Here is a 20,733-nt window from a genome sequence, read left to right on the forward strand (position 1 = left end):
CGGTGCGTCAGCTGACGTCCGACGGGTCCAGCCGGTAGAGGGACGAAGTGGTCGACTGCGTCGAAGAGGCCGAGCCCGACGACGAGTTGGAGGAGGAGCTCGTCGAGGAGGAGCTCGAACCGGAGCTCTTGCTGTACGCGCTCTCCTTCACCGCCGTGCCGTTCTTCTCCACCCAGGAGGTGACCTGGGAGCTGACGCTGTCGGTGCCGCCCTGGCCGCCGCCCATGCCGCCGCCGAGCTGGATGTAGTGCAGCTTGCCCGCCTTCACCAGCTCCTTGAGCTTGGCGACGGTCATCGCGTTGTCCTGGCCGGTGAAGCCCCACATGGAGATGACGGGTTCGTTCGAGCTCAGCTCGATCTGCGCCGAGGACTGGGAGTTGGAGACCGCGAGCAGCCAGGTGGCGCCGTCCTTGTGCTTCTTCAGGTAGGCGATCAGGTCGCTGCTCACGCTGCCGCCCATGCCGCCGCCACCGCCGAAGCCGCCGCCACCCGTGCCACCGCCGGGCTGGCCGGTGCCGGTGCCGGTGCCGGTGCCGGAGCCCGTCCCGGCACCGGTGCCCGTGCCGCCGGGGGCCTCGCCGCCGCCGAAACCGCCGCTCGGCAGTTCGCCGTTGCCGCCGCCGGGCGTCACCTGACCGTTGCCGCCGCCGGGAGCCTGGCCGTTCGTGCCGCCGGTCGGGGCCTCGCCGTTCATGCCGCCGGGGAAACCGCCGCCCGCCTCGCCGCCGGCCTGGTTGTTCTGGCCGCCACCCTGCTGGCCGGCGCCCGGCAGTTCGCCGCCGCCGGGGAAGCCGCCCCGGTTGCCGCCGCCACCGCCGGGTCCGCCGCCGAAGCCGCTGCCCGTCGAGGGGCCCGCCGTCGGGTTCGTCCCGCCCATGCCGCCGCCGGCCGAGCTGCCGAACGGATCGGCCGCCGCGTACGCCGTCGGACCCGCGAGCGCCGCGACCACGGCCGCCGCCAGGGAGGCCGCCAGCAGCCGGGCCTTGTTGCCCGAGCGGAAGAGGATCATGCCCACGATGCCGGCCACGGTCAGCACGCCGATCGTCGGCCACAGCCAGGTGTTCCAGCCGGAGGCCCGGCGCAGCAGCACGATCGCCCAGATGCCGGTGACGCCGAAGGCGGCCGGGAGCACCCAGATCCATCGCTTGTCGGTGCGGAACGCCTCCAGCAGCATCGCGCCACCGCCGCCGCAGAGCACCGCGATGCCCGGGGCGAGCGCGGTCGTGTAGTACGGGTGCATGGTGCCCTGCGCGGTCGCGAAGATCACGTAGTGCAGCAGGGTCCAGCCGCCCCAGAGGACCAGCGCCATCCGCTTGAGGTCGGTGCGCGGGGCGCGGCCGCACAGCACCAGGCCGCCGACGAGCGCGATCGCCGAGAAGGGGAGCAGCCAGGAGATCTGGCCGCCGAGGATGTCGTTGAACATCCGGCCGAGGCCCGCGGAGCCGGAGAAGCCGCCGCCTCCGCCGCCGCCCCCGCCGTTGCCCTCGCCGCCGAAGACGCGGCCGAGACCGTCGTACCCCATGATCAGGTCCCAGGCGGAGCCGTCCGTGGAGCCGCCGATGTACGGCCGGTCGGAGGCCGGGACGAGGGAGACGGCGATCGCCCACCAGAAGCTGGAGACGGCCAGGACGACCGCTGCAAGGGCCAGGTTGACGGCGCGCTTCGCCCAGGTGGCCTTCGACGCGTAGAGATAGAGCGCGAAGACGGCGGGGAGCGCGATCCAGCCCGCGAGCAGCTTGGTGTTGAAGGCGAGACCGAAGCAGGCCGCCGCGCCGAGCAGCGGGAGCAGCTTCTCGTCACGGGTGGCGCGGAACGCGAGCGCTGCGCCCGACACCATGAGGAAGACGAGGATGGTGTCCGGGTTGTTGTCGCGGTTGATGGCGACGGTGATGGGGGTGAGCGCCAGCACCAGCGCGGCGACGGTCGCCGCCCCGTGTCCCCACACCCGCTTCACGGTGGAGTGCAGGATCCAGATCGTGGCGAGCGCGACCACGACCTCGGGCGCCATCATCTGCCAGGTGCCGAAGCCGAAGATGCGGCAGGACAGGCCCATGACCATGAGCGCGAACGGCGGTTTGTCGACGGTCAGGAAGTTGCCGGGGTCGAGGGAGCCGAAGAACCAGGCCTTCCAGCTCTTCGTACCGGCCCAGATCGCGCCGCTGTAGAAGGTGTTCATGTTGGAACCGGAGAGGTTCCAGGAGTAGAGCACCGCCGCCAGGATCAGGATCGCGATCAGCGCGGGGAGCGACCAGCGCGGTGCCTTGTCCGGCAGGGGAGCCGCAGGGGTCGCCGCGGGCGTCGCCGTGGGCGGGCCCCAGTCGGGGGACACGGGCGGGTGGGGGGTGGGATCGGTGGCAGATGTCACCAGCCCACCATGCGGGCGGCCGATGGGCGAGGGCTGTGCCGATCCTGGGCGCAGGCTGTGCGTGGGTGAGATGTGGGTAAGAAGCGCCCGGGGCCGCTCCCCCTCGGTAATCAAGTGGTAAACCGTTGGTCAAAGCCGTAGTCTCCCGGTGCTCGATCAGACTGATCGAACAGAGACTTCCGGGGGGATGTCCATGCGCGCGACCACGCGCCTCGCCCTGCTCAGCACCAGCGCCGCACTCGTCGCCACCGCGACCTGTGCCACCGCCGCCCAGGCGACGGACGGCGGAGCGGGCGACATCACGATCGACAAGGTCGTCGTCAACGGCGGCAAGCCCGTCGTGGTCGGTACCACCAAGGTGGTGTCCGCCAAGGTCTCCGTGACCGCGTCCGACGATTCGGGCATCGCCGAGACCACGTACATCTACGCCGTCGGCCCGAAGCCGAACTACGCGCAGATCTGGTACGACGACGGCGACATCACCTGCGTCAAGGTGAGCGCCACCACGTCGACCTGCACCGGCACGCTGACCTTCGACCCGCAGGCGGCGACGGGCTTCGTCGACAACACCGCGGCGGCCACCTGGAACCTCTCCACCCTGGTCTCCGCCAACGACCACGACTACATCCACCGGGACGCGGCCACCACGTTCAAGGTGCAGCGTCAGTCGTCGCTGACGGTCAACGCCGCGCCGGAGCCGGTGAAGAAGGGCAGGACCCTCACGGTCACCGGCAAGCTCTCCCGGGCCAGCTGGGACGACAACAAGTCCCACGGCTACGCCGGCCAGTCGGTGAAGCTGCAGTTCCGCAAGAAGGGCAGCAGCACCTACACCACGGTGAAGACCGTCAGGACCAGCTCGACGGGCACCCTCAAGACGACCGTCACCGCCGCCCGTGACGGCTGGTTCCGCTACAGCTTCGGCGGTACGGCGACGACCGCGCCGTCCACCGCGACCGGCGACTACGTGGACGTCCGCTAGGGCCTGTCCGGCGGATCACGCCGCAGACGCGGGGCGTGCCACGCGTCTGATCCGCCGGACAGGCCCTAGCCGCCCGGCGCGTGCCTGGCACCGGGGGCCGCTCCTGCCCATGGCGGGAGCGGCCCCCGGTGGTGTGCCGGCGGGTCAGTGCACCCGGACCGACAGCCGGTAGAACCGCGTCGTCTGTACGGCGTTCTGGTTGTCGTCGCTGACCAGGAGGACCTTGTACGCGCCCTTCGAGCGGCCGGTGACGACCATGCCCTCGATGTTGTCGAGGAGCGGGTTGGGCTGCGGCTGCTTGGCCGTGGCACCGAGCGACGGGCAGCTCGCGATGTCCGTGAGCAGGGTCTTCTTTATCAGCCGTACGCCTGCCTGCCCGGTGAGGTTCTCGATGCCGCTGGTGTCCGTGGCGCGGTGCGGGTCGGCCAGGTACAGGCGGACGGTGTTGCCGACGCCGGAGGTGAAGCCGCGCTCCAGGACGAGGAGGCGGCCGTCGGGCAGCGCCTGCACCTCGGGGACGCCGAGGGTCGGTCCGTCGGTGCGGTAGGCGTACTGGGCCGACAGCTCGAAGTGGTCGTCCTTCGTCCGCGTCCAGGTCTGGAAGCGGACGATCCCGGCGGTGTCGCCGGCGATGGCGTACTCCATCGAAGCCAGCAGGGTGCGGCCGCCGTTGAGGAAGGTCAGGCCCTCGAAGGTCTGGTTGGAGGTGGCCCGCCCGGCGGGGGACACGAGCAGCGACGACGGCACGGGGAGGCGGTCCAGGATCTTGCCGTCCACCGAGTAGCGGCGGATCGACGGCTCGGTCTCGGAGGTGATGAGCCGGGTCCCGTCCCGGTCCACGACCAGGCCCTCGGAGTCGAGCGCGGCGCCGTTCTCGTCGGCGAGCCCGACGACCGACTTCGGCGCGAGCGTCTTCGCGTCCAGGTCGAAGAGGTAGGACCGGTCGGCGAGGGCGGCCAGGGATCCGTCCTTGTCCACGGCGAGCGCGGAGAGGTTGCCGACGAAGTAGCCGCCGAAGGTCGTCTTGTCGAGGGCGTCGGAGAAGCTGTCGAGGGAGACCGAGGACGAACACGCGTGAGCGGAAGCGGTGTTGGTCGCGTCGGTGCCGGTCGCGACGGCGTTGGCGGACCCGGCGGCGGACAGACAGGTGGCCGCCGCCAGGCCGGCGGTGACGGTGGCGAGTACGGTTCGCAGGCGCATGGCGGTCACCGTAGGGCGGATCGGTGACGGGGTGGAGACCGCCCCGTGAAGGACAGGGGCGATTTCCGGCCGCCGTGGACTCTTCGAACTCAGGAGGCCGCGAGGTCCTTGTGGACGACCTTCGCGACGGCCTGGATGGTGTTGATGCCGTAGCTCATGGTGCTGTTGTCCTGCGTCAGCACGGTCATCTGGTAGTCGTGGCCGCCGCCGGTGAACGTGCCGAGGCTGTGCACCCGCCAGCCGTGCGTGGCCCGCTGCAGCCAGCCGTTCTTGACGTGCACGGAGACACCGGACGGGGCGCCGTACGGCGTGCCCCACCGCTGGGACGAGATGACCTGCCCCATCAGCTTCAGGATGTAGGCGCGCGAACTGTCGCTCAGCACAGTGTTCTTGGCGGTGACGAGCGCGAGCAGCTTCTGCTCGTCGTGCACGTCGATCTGGGTCAGGCCCCAGTAGCCGTTGGCGCCCGGGGTGGTCTGCGTCATCCCGGCGGCGCTCAGGAAGCCCTTGATCTTCGTCAGGCCGAGCTGCTTCCACAGCTTGGTGGTCGCGTCGTTGTCCGACTTGGTGATCATGGCCTTGGCGAGCGTCTGCTCGGTGGTGGTCAGATACCGGTTGTGCTTCTTCGCGTCCCACAGGAGCGTGGCGAGGACGGTGACCTTGACCGTGCTGGCCGAGTCGTAGTGCGTGGTGGAGCGCAGGGTGCACGTCGTCTTCGTCGAACGGTCGTACAGCCCGACGGCGATCGTCCCCTTGCGGTTCGCGATGGCCGCGGTGATGTCCTTCTTCAGCTTCGTGGCGAGCGCCGCCTTGGACGACGTGCAGCTGACGGTGGGCGTGGCGGCCGAGGCGGGCGCGGCGACGGTCACGCCGGCTATGAGAAACCCGGTGCCGAGCGCGGTGGCGACCAGCCCTCTCCTTCGTCTGTGAGTCATACCCGTCCTGACACACAGGTTCGCGCGAATGGTTGTACGAGCGGTCAGGGCTTTAAGGAACCGTCACCTGGGCCGACCTCCGCCCGGTCCCACCCGTGCCCGAGGATGGGGCCCATGAGAATCCCGAGTGCGCCGGCGAGGGCGACAGCCGCGGCCGTGGTCGTGCTGTTCGCCGCCGTCGGCTGCAGCGGTGGCGGCTCCGGCCGCGCCGCACCCGCCCCCGCGACCTCGTCGCCCGCGCCCGTCACGGCGACGCCGGCCGCCGACGCCGACACATCGGACTCCGTCACCAAGGCCCCGGCGTTCCCCGACGGCGAGGTCGTCGCCCAGGCGGCGAACGCCACCGGGGGCCGGGAGATGGACATCAAGGGCGGCGTCGGGAGCGGCACCCTGTCCGTCCAGGTGCACTGCGAGGGCAAGGGCAGGCTGACCGTCACCGTCGAACCGCTGGGCTTCAACTTCCCGTTCGACTGTGTCGCCGGCCAGGTCAACACCATCGACAACGAGACGAACATGAACGGCGGCTCGGCGCGCCCCCACACCCCGGGCACGGTGCAGGTGACCGCGACGGCGGGCGTCCGGTGGGCGATCACCGTCGGGCGCCAGGGCTAGTTCCGCAACTGGTCGTTGCGTTCTGACGTAGCGAGGAGCACCCGGCGTCGCGACCGATCGATCTCCACGACGACGACGGACATCTCCTCCCCGGTCCGGAACGCCTCCGGTGAACCGGCCGCAGGTCTGCCGTGGACCTCTCTGAAGGGCACCAGCCCGACGATGTCGTCCCCGACGGTGACGAAGGCGCCGAAAGGGAGCACCTTTTCGATCGTTCCGTGCAGGATCCGGCCGACTTCCGTGCGGTCGGCGAAGACCTGGAAGGGATCGGGCTGCAGCGCGCACAAGGACAGTCGGGCCTCGGCGTTGTGGGTGTCGAACTGAAGGAACTCGCACGAGATGCGTTGCCCGACCTCGACGACATCGGTGGCGGCCTCGATGCGCCGCCAGGACAGTTCGGGGATCGTGATGAACCCGACGCCGGGAAACATGGGATGGGCGGGCCCGTCGTCCAGGGCCACGAAAACCCCGAACCGCTCGATCGCCGCGACGGTTCCGGAAAGGATCTCACCGGGGCGCAGCGACTCCAGGAACGCCCAGAGCTCCGGGCTCTCGAACTGCCAGTCCATGCGCGCCACCCTGGCATACGCCGCCGCCGGGCTACAGCCGTCGGCTCTCCGCGATCCGCAGCACGTCGGTCAACGCCTCTCTCATCCGGGCCACCAGGAAACGGAGTTCGGCCTTCGTGACCTGCCGCTCTTCGAGCAGGGCGGCCGAGTGGTCGAGGAGCCTGGCGGCCATCTCCACCTGCACGGACTCGACGGCGTCGGCGGCCCGGGAGAGACGGCCGTCTCCGTCGGTGACCAGGAAGCAGGGCTTGCCCTCGGGACCCGCCCACGGAAGCAGACGCGGAACGCTCACCGGGTGACCCTCGCGTCCTTCGCGAGCATGCCGCACGAACCCATGCCGATCCCGTACACGCCGATCGGATCGACAGGACGCCGGAACAGCGAGCGGAGGAAGCGGGTGATGCGGTGGGCCATGGCGGCAACTCCGTTCTGTAGTGATCCGCTCACAGAGTGGGACGGGCGCGGCTAGCCCGACCAGGGGGTGGAGTGTGACCAGGCATTTGTCACAAGGGAGTTGGCCATGGCTCCCGTTCGTCGCGGCCCTGAAAGCCACCCCCTAGAGATCGAGGACGACCTCCGTCGCCGGTGTGGTGCAGCAGACCAAGGTCGTGCCGGGCTCGGGGAGTTCGAGGGGTGGGGTGGTGTAGGTGACGTCGCCTGTCATCAGCGGTGTGACGCAGGTGTGGCAGACGCCGGTGCGGCAGGACCAGCGGGTGGGGATGTCGCAGGCCTCGGCGAGTTCGAGGAGCGAGGCGTGGGCGGGTGACCACGGGGTGGTGATGCCGGCGCGGGCGAAGGTGACCAGGGGGCCCGCGCCCGGTGGGCCGGGTGGCTGGTGCGGGCGCACCGCGGCGGTGGCGGTGACGCCGGGGTTGACCGCGGCGACCGCGCCGAACCGCTCCGTGCGGATCCGCTCGGGGCGCAGGCCGAGCTCGCGCAGGTGGCCGGAGAGGTCGTCCATGAAGGCGGTCGGCCCGCAGAGGTAGGCGTCGGCGTCGGCGGGGATGCGCAGGGCGGTGAGCGAGGCGGCGGTCGGGCGGCCCCGGGTGACACGGTCGTCGCCGGGCGGCGGCGCTTCCGCGGTGTAGTGGATGTGCTCGCGGGCGTGGGGGAGTCGCGTCAGGAGGGCGTGGGCCTCGTCGGCGAAGGCGTGGTGGGCGCGGTCGCGGGCGGTGTGGATCCACCAGACGGGGCGTGGGTCCCGTACGGCTGCCAGCCGGTGGAGCATGGCGAGCACGGGAGTGACGCCGATGCCCGCCGAGAGGAGGACGACCGGACCGGTGCCCTCTTCGAGTACGAACGTTCCGCGCGGGCCGGCGACGTCCACGAGGTCCCCGGCGCGGAGCCGGGTGTGGATGTAGCCGCTGACCTTGCCGTGGGGCTCGTGTTTGACGCTGATGCGGTAGGTGCCGTCCGTGGGTGCGGTGGACAGGGAGTAGCTGCGTACGGCGCGGGCGGTGCCGTCGACGGCGAGGCGCAGGGAGAGGTACTGGCCGGGGCGGGCCTCGGCCAGGGGCGTGCCGTCGGTGGTGCCGAGGTGGACCGAGGAGACGTCGGGGGTCTCGGGGACGATGCGGGTGACACGGAGGGGCCTGAAGCCCGGCGGTCCCGCCCCCGCCTCGGGACCGGACCGCCCGGCGGCGGCGAGTTCGCGGAAGGACTGCTGCCAGCCGGGGCTGAGGGCGGGGATGTCCAGGGCGGTGCGCAGCTTCGCGGGGTCGCGGTCGGGCAGGTAGAGCAGTGCGTCGGTGTCGGCGACGCTGAGCTCTCCCGGGCCCCGGCGGGTGCGGGTGATCCCGTCACCGGCCTGGACCCGTCCCTCGGTGATCACCCGCAGGTAGAAGCCCGGACGGTGGTGGGCGACCAGGAGCGAGGCCATGGCGGGCTCGCCCAGCCGCATGCCGACCCGGTAGCAGGTGACGCGGGGCTGGGTCACCTCGAACTCGGCTTCGCCGATGCGGTACCGGTCGCCGATGCACACCTCGTCGTCGGGCAGGCCCTCGACGGTGAAGTTCTCCCCGAACATCCCGAAGTCCAGGTCGTCGCGGCCGAGCCGCTCGCGCCAGTACCGGTACGACTCCAGCTGGTAGACGAGGACGGCCCGGATCTCCCCGCCGTGCCCGGCCAGGTCGCCCTGGCCGTCCCCGTCCACGTTCAGCCGCCGCACCATACGGCGGCCGGGCACGGGCGACTTCCACGCCCCGGTGCGGACGGTTCTGCCCTGCCAGGAGACGTCCTTGGGCATCCCCACGTTGACGGACAGCAACCTCGCCATGCGGACCTCCAGTGGCGGCCGGTCCCGCCGGGCTCCCCTGCCACGCATCCTCGTGCCTGCGCGGGGAATCCGCGAACGGGGACCCGGGACCCGGGGACCCGGAGGGCCGGGGCGCCCTCGTCGTGGATGTCGGGTCGGGTGTCGCCGGTGGCCGCGTCAGGCCTGGCGGGCGCGGGACGCGAGGCGGTCGGCGAACGCGGCGACGAGGGTGCGCAGTTCCGCGGGGTGCTCGATGACGAACGGCCGGTCGAGGGCGGCGAGTACCGGGGGCAGCCAGTCGAGCCGCTCCGCCCGCAGCCCGACGCGCAGCCACCGCTCGGCCGCCGCGCCCTGGTCCGCCGCGGCCCCGTCCGGGTCCGCCGCGGGCTCGTGCTCCTCCACGGTCGCGACGCCGGCGGGAAGGCGGGCGCGGATCTGCTCGACCGTCCCGTGGATCCGCAGGGTCACCTCGTGCCGGTACTCGGCCGCCGCGAACCCCGACAGCACGCGCTCGGCCGGACCGGGACCCGCGGGCGCCTCGAAGGAGCCGGGCAGGGTCCGCGCGTCCGCGATGCGATCGAGCCGGAAGGTCCGGTCCTCGCCGATCCCGGGATCCGTGCCGGTGACGTACCAGCGGCCCGAGTGGGCGACGATCCCGTACGCGTGCAGGGTGCGGTCGGTGCGCCGTCCGTCACGGTCGGTGTAGCGGATCGAGACCGGCCGGCGGTGGCGCACGGCATCGGCGACGGTGAGCAGGACGCCCGCGTCCGGGATGTCGAACCCACCGGGCCGGTCCGTGAAGGCGAGGGCCTCCAGGAGCGTGTCGAGGCGACGGGCGAGGTGCTTGGGCAGCACCCGCCGGATCTTCGCCGACGCCGTCTCGCTCGCCGTCCGCTCCGCCGCCGTCAGCCCGGTCCGGCGGCCGGCGACCAGGCCGAGCAGCACGGCCAGCGCCTCGTCGTCGCTGAGCATGAGCGGCGGCAGCCGGTATCCGGCGGCGAGCCGGTAGCCGCCGTAGCGGCCGCGCACCGACTCCACGGGCACGTCCAGGTCGATCAGCTGGTCCACGTACCGCCGCACGGTGCGCCCTTCGACGCCGAGCCGGTCGGCGAGTTCGGCCATGGTCCGGGTGCCGCCCGACTGGAGCAGCTCCAGGAGGGTCAGCACGCGGCCGGTGGGGCGAGGCATGGGCACAAACCTAACGCGGAAAGCCGTGAATACCGGACCGATTCTGTCCACTATTCCTCCTAGCCTGCGCAGTGCACGCATCCAGTGCTCAGCGCCGTACTCACTGCCAGGGAGATCCCATGGACTTCGTCTCGATCCGCATCATCACCGGCGACGTGGCGCGCCTCGTCGCGTTCTACGAGCGGGCCACGGGGGTGCGGGCGGCCTGGGCCACCGAGGACTTCGCCGAACTCAGGACCGCGGCCGCGACCCTCGCGATCGCCGGCACCCGCACCGTCCCGCTGTTCGCCCCGGGCTCCGCCCGCCCCGCGGACAACCACAGCGTGATCACCGAGTTCCTCGTCGACGACGTGGACCGCGTGCACCGGAACCTGACCGGCTTCGTGACCGACTTCGTCACCGAGCCGACCACGATGCCCTGGGGCAACCGCTCCCTGCTGTTCCGCGACCCCGACGGCAACCTCGTCAACTTCTTCACTCCCGTCACCCCGGCGGCAGCGGCCAGGCAGGCCGGGCAGGCCGGGCAGGCCGGGCAGGCCGGTCCGATTGTTGCGGAGGGATGAAATCCGCTCCGTTCCGTGTTGTGGCCATGCGGAAGAACAGGGCGAACGGAGGGCACCCGCGTGGCAGCGCAACAGGGGGAGCGGCGGCAGGGGGAGCGGCAGCAGGACGGCTGGGCGCGCAGGCTGGCGGGATACGCCTGGCGGCATCCCAGGGACGTCGTGCTCGCGCTCGGCTCCTCGCTGGCCGGCATGGCCGTGCTGGCCGTCGTACCCCTGATCACCAAGGTGATCATCGACGATGTCATCGGTGCTCACAGCCGGTCCATGGGGCCCTGGGCCGGTGCCCTGATCGGCGCCGCCGTCCTCGTCTACGCGGCCACCTTCGTCCGCCGCTACTACGGCGGCCGGCTCGCCCTCGACGTCCAGCACGACCTGCGGACCGAGATGTACGGGACCATCACCCGGCTCGACGGGCGGCGGCAGGACGAGCTGTCCACCGGCCAGGTGGTGGGCAGGGCCACCAGCGACCTCCAGCTGATCCAGGGCCTCCTCTTCATGCTGCCGATGACCATCGGCAACGTCCTGCTCTTCCTGATCTCCCTCGCGATCATGGCCTGGCTGTCGCCGCCGCTCACCCTGGTCGCCCTCGCGGTCGCCCCGGCCCTGTACTGGATCGCCAAGCGCAGTCGCAGCAAGCTCCACCCCGCCACCTGGTACGCCCAGGCCCAGGCCGCCGCCGTGGCCGGGGTGGTCGACGGCGCGGTGAGCGGCGTACGCGTGGTCAAGGGGTTCGGGCAGGAGGAGCAGGAGACCGGGAAGCTGAGGGAGGTCGGGCGCCGGCTCTTCGCCGGGCGGCTGCGCACGATACGGCTGAACAGCCGGTTCACCCCGGCCCTGCAAGCCGTCCCGGCCCTCGGCCAGGTCGCCATGCTGGCGGTCGGCGGCTTGCTCGCCGTCCGCGGGCACATCACCCTCGGCACCTTCGTCGCCTTCTCGTCCTACCTCGCCCAGCTGGTCGGCCCGGTCCGGATGCTCGCCGTGGTCCTCACCGTCGGCCAGCAGGCCCGCGCCGGCACCGAGCGCGTCCTGGAACTGATCGACACCCGGCCGACCATGCAGGAGGGCACCAAGACCCTCCCCGCCGACGCGCCCGCGACCGTCGAGTTCGACGACGTGTCGTTCGGGTACGACCAGGCCCCCGGCAAAACCAGCCCGGTCCTGAGCGGGCTGAGCTTCGAGATCCGGCCGGGCGAGACCCTCGCCGTCGTCGGCTCCTCCGGCTCCGGCAAGTCCACGGTCTCCCTCCTCCTGCCGCGCTTCTACGACGTCACCCACGGCGCCGTCCTGATCGGCGGCCACGACGTCCGCGAGCTGACCTTCGACTCGCTGCGCGCCGCGATCGGCCTGGTACCGGAGGACTCGTTCCTCTTCTCGGACACGGTCCGCAACAACATCGCGTACGGCCGTCCCGACGCGACCGAGGACGAGATCCGCGCCGCCTCCCGCGCCGCCCAGGCCGACCGTTTCATCGCCGAGCTGCCCGACGGCTACGACACCAAGGTCGGCGAGCAGGGCCTCACCCTCTCCGGCGGCCAGCGCCAGCGCATCGCCCTCGCCCGCGCCCTGCTCACCGACCCCCGCCTCCTCGTCCTCGACGACGCCACCTCGGCCGTCGACGCCCGTGTGGAGCACGAGATCCACGAGGCCCTCGCCCATGTGATGCGGGGCCGCACCACCCTCCTCATCGCGCACCGCCGCTCCACCCTCAACCTCGCCGACCGCATCGCCGTCCTCGACGGCGGCCGGCTCGCCGACATCGGCACCGACGAGGAGCTCCAGCAGCGGTCCGCCCTGTACCGCAGGCTCCTCACCGACCCCGACGAGCTGGGCGGGGTCTCCCCGGGGCACACCCTCCCGGCCGTCTCGCGCGAGGACACGTCCGTGCGGGACGAGCTGGACGCCGAGTTCGACGCCGAGCGCGGCGTGACCCCGCGGCTGTGGACGGGGGACCGTACGCCCCGGGACCTCGCCCTCGCCGGCACCCCCGCCACTCCCGAACTCCTCGCCGAGGTCGAGGCGCTGCCCCCGGCGACCGACACCCCCGACATCGACGAGGCCGGCGCCGTACGCCCCGAGGACTCCTACGGCCTGCGCCGCCTGCTGCGCGGCTTCGGCGCGCCCCTGCTGGTCAGCCTCGGCCTGGTCGCCGTGGACGCCGGCATGGGCCTGCTGCTCCCGGTCCTGATCCGGCACGGCATCGACCAGGGCGTCAGCAGGATGGCGCTCGGCGCGGTCTGGGCGGCCTCGCTGCTCGGCCTGTTCGCGGTGCTCGCCCAGTGGGCGGCCCAGATCGGCGAGACCCGGATGACCGGCCGTACCGGCGAACGGGTCCTCTACTCCCTGCGCCTGAAGATCTTCGCCCAGCTCCAGCGGCTCGGACTCGACTACTACGAGCGGGAGCTGACCGGCCGGATCATGACGAGGATGACCACGGACGTGGACGCGCTGTCCACCTTCCTGCAGACGGGCCTGGTCACCGCCTTCGTCTCGGTCGTCACCTTCTTCGGCATCATGGTCGTCCTGCTGGTGATCGACGTGCAGCTCGCCCTCGTCGTCTTCACCACCCTGCCCCCGCTGATCCTCGCGACCTTCTTCTTCCGCCGGGCGAGCGTGAAGGCGTACGAACTCGCCCGGGAGCGGGTGTCGGTGGTCAACGCCGACCTCCAGGAGTCGGTGTCGGGCCTGCGGATCGTGCAGGCCTTCCGCCGCGAGCGGGACAGCCGCCACCGCTACACCGAGCGCAGCGAGAGCTACCGCCGTGCCCGTATCCGGGGCCAGTGGCTGATATCGGTCTACTTCCCGTTCGTGCAGCTGCTGTCGTCGGTGGCCGCGGCGAGCGTGCTGATGGCGGGCGCCCACCGGGTGGAGGCGGCCACCCTCACCACCGGCGCGCTGGTCGCCTACCTGCTCTACATCGACCTGTTCTTCGCCCCCGTCCAGCAGCTCTCCCAGGTCTTCGACGGCTACCAGCAGGCGACCGTCTCCCTCGGCCGCATCCAGGAACTCCTGCGCGAGCCGACGTCGACCAAGTCCGCGGCCAAGCCCCTCGACGTGACCTCGCTCCACGGCGACATCGCCTTCGAGGGCGTGCACTTCGCGTATGGCGCCGCCGACAAGGGCGACGCGGCGTTGGGCGGGATCGACCTGACCGTCCCCGCCGGGCAGACCGTCGCCTTCGTCGGCGAGACCGGCGCCGGCAAGTCGACCCTGGTCAAGCTGGTGGCGCGGTTCTACGACCCGACGAGCGGCCGGGTGACCGTCGACGGCACGGACCTGCGCGACCTGGACCTCACCTCGTACCGGCACCGGCTCGGGGTCGTCCCGCAGGAGGCGTACCTCTTCCCCGGGACCGTCCGGGACGCCATCGCCTACGGCCGCCCGGACGCGACCGACGCCGAGGTGGAGGCGGCGGCCCGCGCGGTCGGCGCCCACGAGATGATCGCCACCCTCGGCAACGGCTACCTCCACGAGGTGGCCGAGCGCGGCCGCAACCTCTCCGCCGGCCAGCGCCAGCTGATCGCCCTCGCCCGCGCCGAACTGGTCGACCCCGACGTGCTGCTCCTCGACGAGGCGACGGCCGCCCTGGACCTGGCGACGGAGGCCCAGGTCAACATGGCCACCGACCGCCTGACGGGCCGCCGTACCGCCCACCCGTCGCCCGACCACCACCCCTCAACGAGCGCTTACGCGCGCACCACCTTGATTGTCGCCCACCGGCTGACCACCGCGGCCCGCGCCGACCGGGTGGTGGTCATGGACCACGGCCGGGTCGCCGAGGACGGCACCCACGACGAGCTGCTGGCCCTCGACGGCCGGTACGCCGAGCTGTGGCGCACCTTCATCGGCCAGCCCGAGGAACCGGAGGAGCCGGTGGCCGCGGCCCGCTGACCTCTCTCACCCGGCCGCCCGGGCCGCGGCGAGGAGGCCCGGGTCGTGGGCGTTGACGAGCAGGAGGTCATGGTCGGCGGCCTGCCACAGTTCGGCCAGCCGCTCATGGTTGGCCCGCACTCTGCGCCAGTCGTGGGCGACGGCACGTTCCATGGCGAGCAGCGACTTCGGCGCCCTGCCGACACCGTCGACCTGGCCGTGGTGGTAGAACGCGTCGCCGGCGTGGAGCACCCAGTGGTCGCCGGCGTCGACGGCGACCGCGGCGTGCCCGCGGGTGTGTCCGGGCAGGCCGATCAGCACGATGCCGGGCGAGATCCCGGTGAGCTCGGTGGCGGCCGTGAAACCGCGCCAGGCCTCGCCCGCCTCGGGTGTGTGGCGGACGAACGCCGGGGCGTGGGCGCGCTGCGCGGGCCTGTACCGCCCCTTCTCGACACGGGTGACCGGGTGGAGCGCCGCGGTGGCCTCGGCGTCGGTGAGGTGGACGCGTGCCCAGGGGAAGTCGGTCAGCCCGCCGACGTGGTCGGCGTCGTAGTGGGTGAGCACGATGTCGCGGACGTCCGCCGGGTCGAGGCCGAGCCTCTCGACCTGCCGGACGGCCGTCTCGGACTCCTCGAACACGGGGCGCACGAAGTGCCGGGCCGGTCCGAACCGCCGGCCGGGTGCGGCCCTGTCGAGAAGACCGAGACCGGTGTCGACGAGGGCCAGTCCGGTGCCGGTCTCGACCAGCAGCACATGGCAGACCAGCCCCTCGGGCGCGCCCCAGGGACGCATGGTGCCGCAGTTCAGGTGGTGGACTTTCACCCGAATGCCTCCATCATCGCGGTCATGGCAGCGGGGTCGCCGCCGATGAGGCCGGCGTCGATCTCCTGGATCGGGTGGGTGCCGTCCCAACGGGCAGCAGCCAGCCTGATCAGGTCGAAGACGAACTTCTTGGTGCCGCCGGTGTCGGAGATCTCGATGACGGTGCCGGGGTGGTGCTCGGTCTGCAGATAGGCGAACCGTCCGTCGGATCCGCCGATCCGGCCCTCCTGGCCGACGGTGAATCCGGCGGCGAGGGCGCGGTCGTAGAGGTCCTGGTAGTTCTCGCTCCAGTAGGCGAGGTGCTGGACGCCTTCGTGGCCGGCGGCGAGGAAGTCCCGGTACATCGAGGGCGCGTCGTTGACCGGGGTGATGAGCTCGATCTGGATGTCGCCGCTGTTGGCGACGGCCACGTCCATGACCAGGTCGGAGGGCTTGCCTTGGTAGGTGAAGTCCCCGGGCCGGACGTCCCTGAGGTGGAACCACGGGCCGATGCCGGCCTTGGCGAAGTTCTCCATCGACGCGCGGATGTCGCGGACGACATAGCCGATCTGCGCGATGCTGCCGAACATGTTCGCCACCGGGCTGGGGGCGGGTGCCGGTCCGGTGTGGGCGTCGGCGAAGGAGATCACGACCTTGCCGGTGGCGTCGCCGGTGCGGAGCCGGCGGGCGGCCTCGTCGGCCCTGGACACCGGGTGGACGGTGTCCAGGCGGGGGGCGATCCTTCCGTCGGCGACCGCGGGCAGCACGTGCTCGCCCAACGCGGCGACCACGTCGCCGAGTTCGGCGCGGGTGCGGATGCTGAAGGTGGTGCCGACCAGCTTCTGGCGGCGGAAGGCGACGGTGTCCAGGTCGAGGGCGGTCACGGGTCCGGCGAGCCGCCCGATGCTCATGATGGTGCCGCCGATCGCGGTGGCCGCCGGGAGCACGGCGAACAGCTCCCCGCCGACGTGGTCGAGGGTGATGTCGGCGCCCTGCCCGTCCGTGGCGGCGAGGACCGCGGCGGCGAGGTCCTCGGTGGCGGTGTTGACGGCGATGTCCGCGCCCGCGTCCAGCAGGGCGGCCCGCTTGGTGTCGGCGGTCGTCGTGGCGATGACGGTGCCCGCTCCGAGTGCTCTGGCTAGCTGGATGCCGATCAGGCCGATCGAGCTGGTGCCGCCGACGATCAGGACGGACTGCCCGGCGGTGAACCCGGCCTGGGTGACCAGCGCGTCGTGCTCGGTGACGAGACCGACGGGGAGGGTCGCGGCCTCCTCGAAGCCGAGCCGGTCCGGGATCGGGACGACCAGCCGTGGATGGCACAGGGCGTAGTCGGCGAACGCGCCGACCGTGATGCCCATGACCCGGGTTCCGGCGGGCAGGTGGGGTGCCAGCGGGCTCCCGGTCTCGACGACGCCCGCGACCTCCATGCCGGCGGTGAACGGCCCCTCGGCCTGCGAGTTGGCGGTGTAGGTGCCTTCGAGGGCGTAGAGGTCGGCCCGGTTCAGGCCGGCCGCGTGGACCTGGATCCGGACGGCTCCCAGTTGTGCGGGCAGTTCGGTCTCTTCGAGGCTCCAGGTGGCACCCTTGCCGCCGACGAGCGCGCGCATGGTGGCCGGAGCCGTGACGGTGGTCGTCGGGGGCATCGGTGAACTCCTCTGGTCGGTGGTCTTCAACGGACGAAGTCGGGCGGCGTGGTCGTGAGCAGCCGCGGGTCGGGTGCGGCACCGGACATCGAGCGGAGACCCCTGAGGATGCGGAGCAGCTTGAGCAGGCCCCCCGGGGTGCGCTTGTCGACGCCGCGGACGAGTTGCCCGAGGACGGTGAGCCGGTCGAAGTAGATCCGCTCGGTGACGAGGTGCTCGTGCTCGTCGAAGATGAAGTACGCCGTCATGCGGGTGCGGTGCCTCGACCCGGTCGGGGGGATCCCGCCGAGCGGCCCGTGGTGGGTGCCCAGCAGCCAGAACTCCACGATCACGGCGTCGGTGCTGTGCCGGAACGCGATGATCTCGTGGTCCTGGTCGGGGAAGGCCACGCGGGTGTCCTGGTAGTACTCGCGCACTTCTCCGTCGCCGTCGTGGACGGTCATCGGGGCGATCAGTTCGTAGTGCGGATGCGGGAACGTCGACAGCGTGGCGTCCCAGTCCTGGCGGACCTCGTCGTGGAAGTGGTCGAGCACGAGCTTCTCGCGGGCGCGCAGCACGGGTTCGGGCGGCAGGGTGAATCGCGACATGGTGGCTTCCTCAGACCGGCTGGACGCCGTGGGTGATGTGACCGTGGCTGAACGTCGGCGTCGTGCCGGGGTTCGTCCAGGCGCCGGTCAGCTCGCTGGAGGGGAAGAACTGCAGGAAGCGCGGGTCGGCCTGGCTGCGGTCGGCCAGCGTCTTCTCCAGGACGGCGGAGTTGTACTGGTCGGCGGTGGTCTCGATCGTGTTGGCGTTGAGCACCACCTCCTGCTGCCACTGCTGCGCCCACCTGGCGATGCCCGGCAGCCGGGAGTGCTCGGGGGTGAGGGCCTCGGCGGCGATGACGTTCTCGCTGCTGACCCAGATCCCGGTCGACGTGTTGACGACGAGGCTCTGGTTGCCGAAGACGTGGCCCGGCGTCTTGACCACGGCCACGCCCGGACCGAGGACGACCGAACCGTCGATCGGCAGGAACGCCTCGGGCGGGACGTCGCGGTAGGTGTCCGGCTGGTACCAGGGCCGCTGCAGCGGATGCAGCTCGGCCATGCCGGCCAGCTCGTCCCGCTGGACGACGACCTTGGCGCGGGGGAACACGGCCCGCGGGCGGGCGTCGAGATCGTCCTGGTGGGCGGTCGTGCCCACCCAGCGGCGCAGGTCCTGCGTGTGCAGGTGGTCGAACATCAGGTAGTCGACCTCGTCCGGCCGGATGCCGAGCCGGGCGAGGTGCCCCGGCACCGTGCCGTGCTCGCGGACCATCCGCCGCTCCAGGACACCCGGCGTCCTCCGGGCGAGGTTGTCGAAGTAGGGCGTGTAGCGGCCCAGTTCGACGTCGCTCGGCTCGAAGAGCAGCACCCGCGGGCGGCCGTCGCTGTCCCGCCACCGGATGACGAGCATGCGGTTGGTGATCGACAGGAACGGGGCGATCGCGCGCGAGGCGCGGAACAGGCCGAACCGCGTGGGGTAGGGCAGCGTGACCAGGTCGCAGGTGACGACGGTGTCCGGCGTACCCGTCGGGGCGAACTCGGCACGGAACGCCCTGGCCTGGTCACGTGCCGTCCGCAACCGGACGCCCGGCGGCTCGTCCGACCTCGATAGGTCGGACAGGGTGTCGATGCCGGTGCCGACCGTCGGCAGGTCGGCCACGTCACCGGGACCCCACGGAAATCGCATCGCGGCTCCTTCCCTCTTTACCCACGTCGTGGGTATTAGCTGGGTTGAAGCAAATATACCCACGGTGTGGATTAATTCAACGGCGGGCATCATGGTGTGATGACCGAGACACGAGAGCCCCGACGGGGTCGCCCGCCCAAGGGGGCGCCGCTGCTGAACCGCGACGCGATCGTCAAAGCCACCCTCGCGGTCATCGACCTGGACGGCATCGACGCGGTCTCCATGCGCTCGGTCGCCCGCGTCCTCGGCGTCGACCCGAAGAGCCTCTACAACCACGTCGCCGGCAAGGACGGCCTCCTCGACGCGGTGGCCGAACAGATCCTCGGATCGATGAGCCTGCCCGAGCCCACCGGGGACGTGCGCGGCGACCTGTGCGCCATCGGCCACGCCTTCCGTGACCGCGCCCTCGCCCACCCCCGGGCGGCGCAGCTCGTACTCACCCGCCAACTCGCGTCGCTCGAAGGGCTCGCCCCGGTCGACGCCGTCCTCGCCGCCCTCCGCGCCACGGGCTGTCCGCGGCGCGAGGCCGTCTCGATACTGCGCAGCCTGGTCGCCACGCTGATCGGCACCCTGCTCCGCGAGGTGCACGCAGGACCCACGTACGGCGTGAGCGACGCTCCCGGCATCGCGCAGCGCCAGGCCGTGCTGGAGCGCTCGGGCCTCCCCCGAGTCGCCGAAGCCGCCGCCGACCTGGCCCGCTTCGACAGCGACGCCGAGTTCGAGTTCACCCTCGACCTCGCCCTCGACGCCGTCATGGCCCGCCTCGCCGCGTAGCGCGGCGCGGCGCGACGCGGCGCGACGCGGCGCTGTCCGCGGGCCGGGAGGGTGCGTACCTGACGGCCGTGCAACCATCCGACATACGTCGGGCGTCCGTACATCAGTACGGTCATGGTGGGTGCACAGCTGCGGTACGGGAGGGGACGACTGTGGACAGTGGTGCGATACGTCGGCGGCTGGCGTTCGGTGCGGCCGTGCTGGCCGCCTCCGGGGTGTTCGCCCTCGTGGCGCCGGCCGAGGCCCAGGCCGTGACGGCCGCGAACTGCGCCGGGCGCGAGGTGCGGACCCTGTCCTTCGCCACCGGCACCGTGCACGTCTACCGGCAGGGCGGCTACGTCTGCGCGATCACCCTCCCCAGGAAGTCCGGCGGCAGGCGGACGATGTCCGTCAGCGTCCAGGCCCGCGGCAACCGCCCGGTCGTCGACAAGGGCAAGTACAGCCACCGCGCGGGCCCGGTCACGGTCCACGCCGGGCACCGCTGCGTGTGGGTGCGGGGCGCGGTGGGGCGGAGTTCGGTGAGCTCGGGATGGATCCTCTGCTGAGGGGCGCCTCGTTACCGCGCTTCCGGTGACCCGGCCGCGTTCACACGCGGCGGGCGCAGCCCACCGGGTGCTCCCCGCCGAGCTGGACGTACAGGGCGGTGGCGGCCGGGCAGGCGTCCCGCGAGGTCACCGCCCGCACCACCCGGTACTGCGGCTGCCGCTTCCCCGAGCCGTCGCAGGCGGTCTCCCGGACCTGGCCGTGGCCGGAGCCGTAGACGCAGTCGCCGACGATCGTGCGCGGTCCGCCGCCCCCGCCGGGGTCACCGGGGTGCGGCGGCTCCAGGTTGCGCATGCAGGCGTAGCCCTGCGGGATCGTTCCGTCGCCGTCCTCGTCGCCGTCCGTGCGCTGGGCGCCGATGTGCAGCACGAAGTCGGTGGTGGCCGGGCACAGCGGCCCGTCGGCCACGGCGCCGTCGTACCGGGCGATCACCCGGGCCGCCGCCCGTTCGCCGGTGCAGGGCACCTCGGTGAAGCTGGCGGTCCCGAACGAGCTGCACTCGTCGACCGCGAGGAACTGCGTGCCGTACCCGGGCAGTGTCGGGCTCGCCGTCGACCGGGCGCTGCCCGCCGGCGCCCCGGACGAGGACGTCCGGCAGCCGGCCGGCAACAGCACGACGGCCAGCGCCACCAGAACCCCCGCAAAACGCCTGCTGCGCATACCGACCCCCCTTGCCAGCGTGGCCCGCGATCAGGGTCCACGCCAGCTGTCCGGGAGGCTTTCCGCCTGA

At 71.9% G+C, this 20,733-nt stretch carries 19 protein-coding genes; 6 read left to right on the forward strand and 13 right to left on the reverse strand.

The genetic code is table 11. The features are described 5' to 3' along the window. Positions 1-7: 7 nt before the first annotated feature. The gene (locus ACFWPQ_RS08390; RefSeq protein ID WP_384031215.1) at positions 8-2,365 is read right to left on the reverse strand and encodes an ArnT family glycosyltransferase; all 2,358 of its coding nucleotides are present in this window, start codon (positions 2,363-2,365) and stop codon (positions 8-10) included. A gap of 193 nt (positions 2,366-2,558) precedes the next feature. Between ACFWPQ_RS08390 and ACFWPQ_RS08395 the strand changes: the two genes are divergently transcribed. Next, a complete protein-coding gene (locus ACFWPQ_RS08395; protein ID WP_384031217.1) occupies positions 2,559-3,344 on the forward strand; it encodes a calcium-binding protein in 786 nt (261 codons plus the stop codon). A gap of 144 nt (positions 3,345-3,488) precedes the next feature. On the opposite strand, the gene ACFWPQ_RS08400 is transcribed toward ACFWPQ_RS08395, so the two are convergent. Then, the gene (locus ACFWPQ_RS08400; RefSeq protein WP_384031219.1) at positions 3,489-4,544 is read right to left on the reverse strand and encodes an esterase-like activity of phytase family protein; all 1,056 of its coding nucleotides are present in this window, start codon (positions 4,542-4,544) and stop codon (positions 3,489-3,491) included. A gap of 89 nt (positions 4,545-4,633) precedes the next feature. Then, positions 4,634-5,479, reverse strand: coding sequence for a serine hydrolase (locus ACFWPQ_RS08405; RefSeq protein ID WP_384031221.1), 846 nt, complete (start codon positions 5,477-5,479; stop codon positions 4,634-4,636). A gap of 114 nt (positions 5,480-5,593) precedes the next feature. On the opposite strand from ACFWPQ_RS08405, the gene ACFWPQ_RS08410 reads away from it, so the two are divergent. After that, positions 5,594-6,091 carry a hypothetical protein gene (locus ACFWPQ_RS08410; protein ID WP_384031223.1) on the forward strand — a complete coding sequence of 166 codons (498 nt, stop codon included), beginning with the start codon at positions 5,594-5,596 and terminating at the stop codon, positions 6,089-6,091. On the opposite strand, the gene ACFWPQ_RS08415 is transcribed toward ACFWPQ_RS08410, so the two are convergent. The 5 genes from ACFWPQ_RS08415 to ACFWPQ_RS08435 form a co-directional block, all read right to left on the reverse strand. Beyond that, the gene (locus ACFWPQ_RS08415; protein WP_384031225.1) at positions 6,088-6,660 is read right to left on the reverse strand and encodes a S1 RNA-binding domain-containing protein; all 573 of its coding nucleotides are present in this window, start codon (positions 6,658-6,660) and stop codon (positions 6,088-6,090) included. The genes ACFWPQ_RS08410 and ACFWPQ_RS08415 overlap by 4 nt on opposite strands. A 31-nt stretch (positions 6,661-6,691) precedes the next feature. Further along, positions 6,692-6,952 (reverse strand): hypothetical protein, encoded by a 261-nt coding sequence (locus ACFWPQ_RS08420; RefSeq protein ID WP_384031227.1) that lies wholly within the window; start codon positions 6,950-6,952, stop codon positions 6,692-6,694. Further along, positions 6,949-7,074, reverse strand: a complete 126-nt coding sequence (locus tag ACFWPQ_RS08425) for a hypothetical protein (RefSeq protein ID WP_384031229.1) — start codon at positions 7,072-7,074, stop codon at positions 6,949-6,951. Before ACFWPQ_RS08425 ends, ACFWPQ_RS08420 begins: the two co-directional genes overlap by 4 nt. A gap of 142 nt (positions 7,075-7,216) precedes the next feature. After that, positions 7,217-8,935 (reverse strand): MOSC domain-containing protein, encoded by a 1,719-nt coding sequence (locus ACFWPQ_RS08430; RefSeq protein ID WP_384031230.1) that lies wholly within the window; start codon positions 8,933-8,935, stop codon positions 7,217-7,219. A gap of 156 nt (positions 8,936-9,091) precedes the next feature. Then, positions 9,092-10,102: a helix-turn-helix transcriptional regulator gene (locus ACFWPQ_RS08435; protein ID WP_384031232.1), complete on the reverse strand. Its 1,011-nt coding sequence runs from the start codon at positions 10,100-10,102 to the stop codon at positions 9,092-9,094. A 119-nt stretch (positions 10,103-10,221) separates the two neighbouring features. Here ACFWPQ_RS08435 and ACFWPQ_RS08440 point away from each other — a divergent pair, with 119 nt between their 5' ends. Both ACFWPQ_RS08440 and ACFWPQ_RS08445 read left to right on the forward strand, forming a co-directional pair. Then, on the forward strand, positions 10,222-10,665 hold the full coding sequence (locus ACFWPQ_RS08440; RefSeq protein ID WP_384031234.1) for a VOC family protein: 444 nt from the start codon (positions 10,222-10,224) through the stop codon (positions 10,663-10,665). Positions 10,666-10,725: 60 nt separating this feature from the next. Further along, the gene (locus ACFWPQ_RS08445) at positions 10,726-14,553 is read left to right on the forward strand and encodes an ABC transporter ATP-binding protein (protein ID WP_384031236.1); all 3,828 of its coding nucleotides are present in this window, start codon (positions 10,726-10,728) and stop codon (positions 14,551-14,553) included. Positions 14,554-14,559: 6 nt separating this feature from the next. Here the strand turns inward: ACFWPQ_RS08445 and ACFWPQ_RS08450 are convergent, their stop codons facing one another. Genes ACFWPQ_RS08450 through ACFWPQ_RS08465 form a run of 4 tightly spaced genes read right to left on the reverse strand, consistent with a single transcriptional unit; the run spans position 14,560 to position 18,686 of the window. Next, the gene (locus ACFWPQ_RS08450) at positions 14,560-15,354 is read right to left on the reverse strand and encodes an MBL fold metallo-hydrolase (protein ID WP_384031238.1); all 795 of its coding nucleotides are present in this window, start codon (positions 15,352-15,354) and stop codon (positions 14,560-14,562) included. Beyond that, entirely contained in the window at positions 15,351-16,976 is a 1,626-nt protein-coding gene (locus tag ACFWPQ_RS08455; RefSeq protein WP_384031240.1) for a zinc-binding dehydrogenase, read from the reverse strand. The genes ACFWPQ_RS08450 and ACFWPQ_RS08455 overlap by 4 nt, the downstream gene beginning before the upstream one ends. Before the next feature lie 26 nt (positions 16,977-17,002). Further along, positions 17,003-17,563: an ester cyclase gene (locus ACFWPQ_RS08460; protein WP_384031242.1), complete on the reverse strand. Its 561-nt coding sequence runs from the start codon at positions 17,561-17,563 to the stop codon at positions 17,003-17,005. Positions 17,564-17,573: 10 nt separating this feature from the next. Continuing rightward, on the reverse strand, positions 17,574-18,686 hold the full coding sequence (locus ACFWPQ_RS08465; protein ID WP_384031244.1) for a hypothetical protein: 1,113 nt from the start codon (positions 18,684-18,686) through the stop codon (positions 17,574-17,576). A 99-nt stretch (positions 18,687-18,785) separates the two neighbouring features. Between ACFWPQ_RS08465 and ACFWPQ_RS08470 the strand changes: the two genes are divergently transcribed. Together ACFWPQ_RS08470 and ACFWPQ_RS08475 are read left to right on the forward strand one after the other, a co-directional pair. Next, on the forward strand, positions 18,786-19,460 hold the full coding sequence (locus ACFWPQ_RS08470; protein WP_384031246.1) for a TetR/AcrR family transcriptional regulator: 675 nt from the start codon (positions 18,786-18,788) through the stop codon (positions 19,458-19,460). Positions 19,461-19,612: 152 nt separating this feature from the next. Beyond that, the gene (locus ACFWPQ_RS08475; RefSeq protein ID WP_384031248.1) at positions 19,613-20,005 is read left to right on the forward strand and encodes a hypothetical protein; all 393 of its coding nucleotides are present in this window, start codon (positions 19,613-19,615) and stop codon (positions 20,003-20,005) included. Between the two features lie 40 nt (positions 20,006-20,045). On the opposite strand, the gene ACFWPQ_RS08480 is transcribed toward ACFWPQ_RS08475, so the two are convergent. Next, positions 20,046-20,663 carry a hypothetical protein gene (locus ACFWPQ_RS08480; RefSeq protein WP_384031250.1) on the reverse strand — a complete coding sequence of 206 codons (618 nt, stop codon included), beginning with the start codon at positions 20,661-20,663 and terminating at the stop codon, positions 20,046-20,048. Positions 20,664-20,733 lie beyond the last annotated feature (70 nt).

The organism is Streptomyces sp. NPDC058464, from assembly GCF_042721035.1.
Taxonomy (GTDB): Bacteria; Actinomycetota; Actinomycetes; order Streptomycetales; family Streptomycetaceae; genus Streptomyces.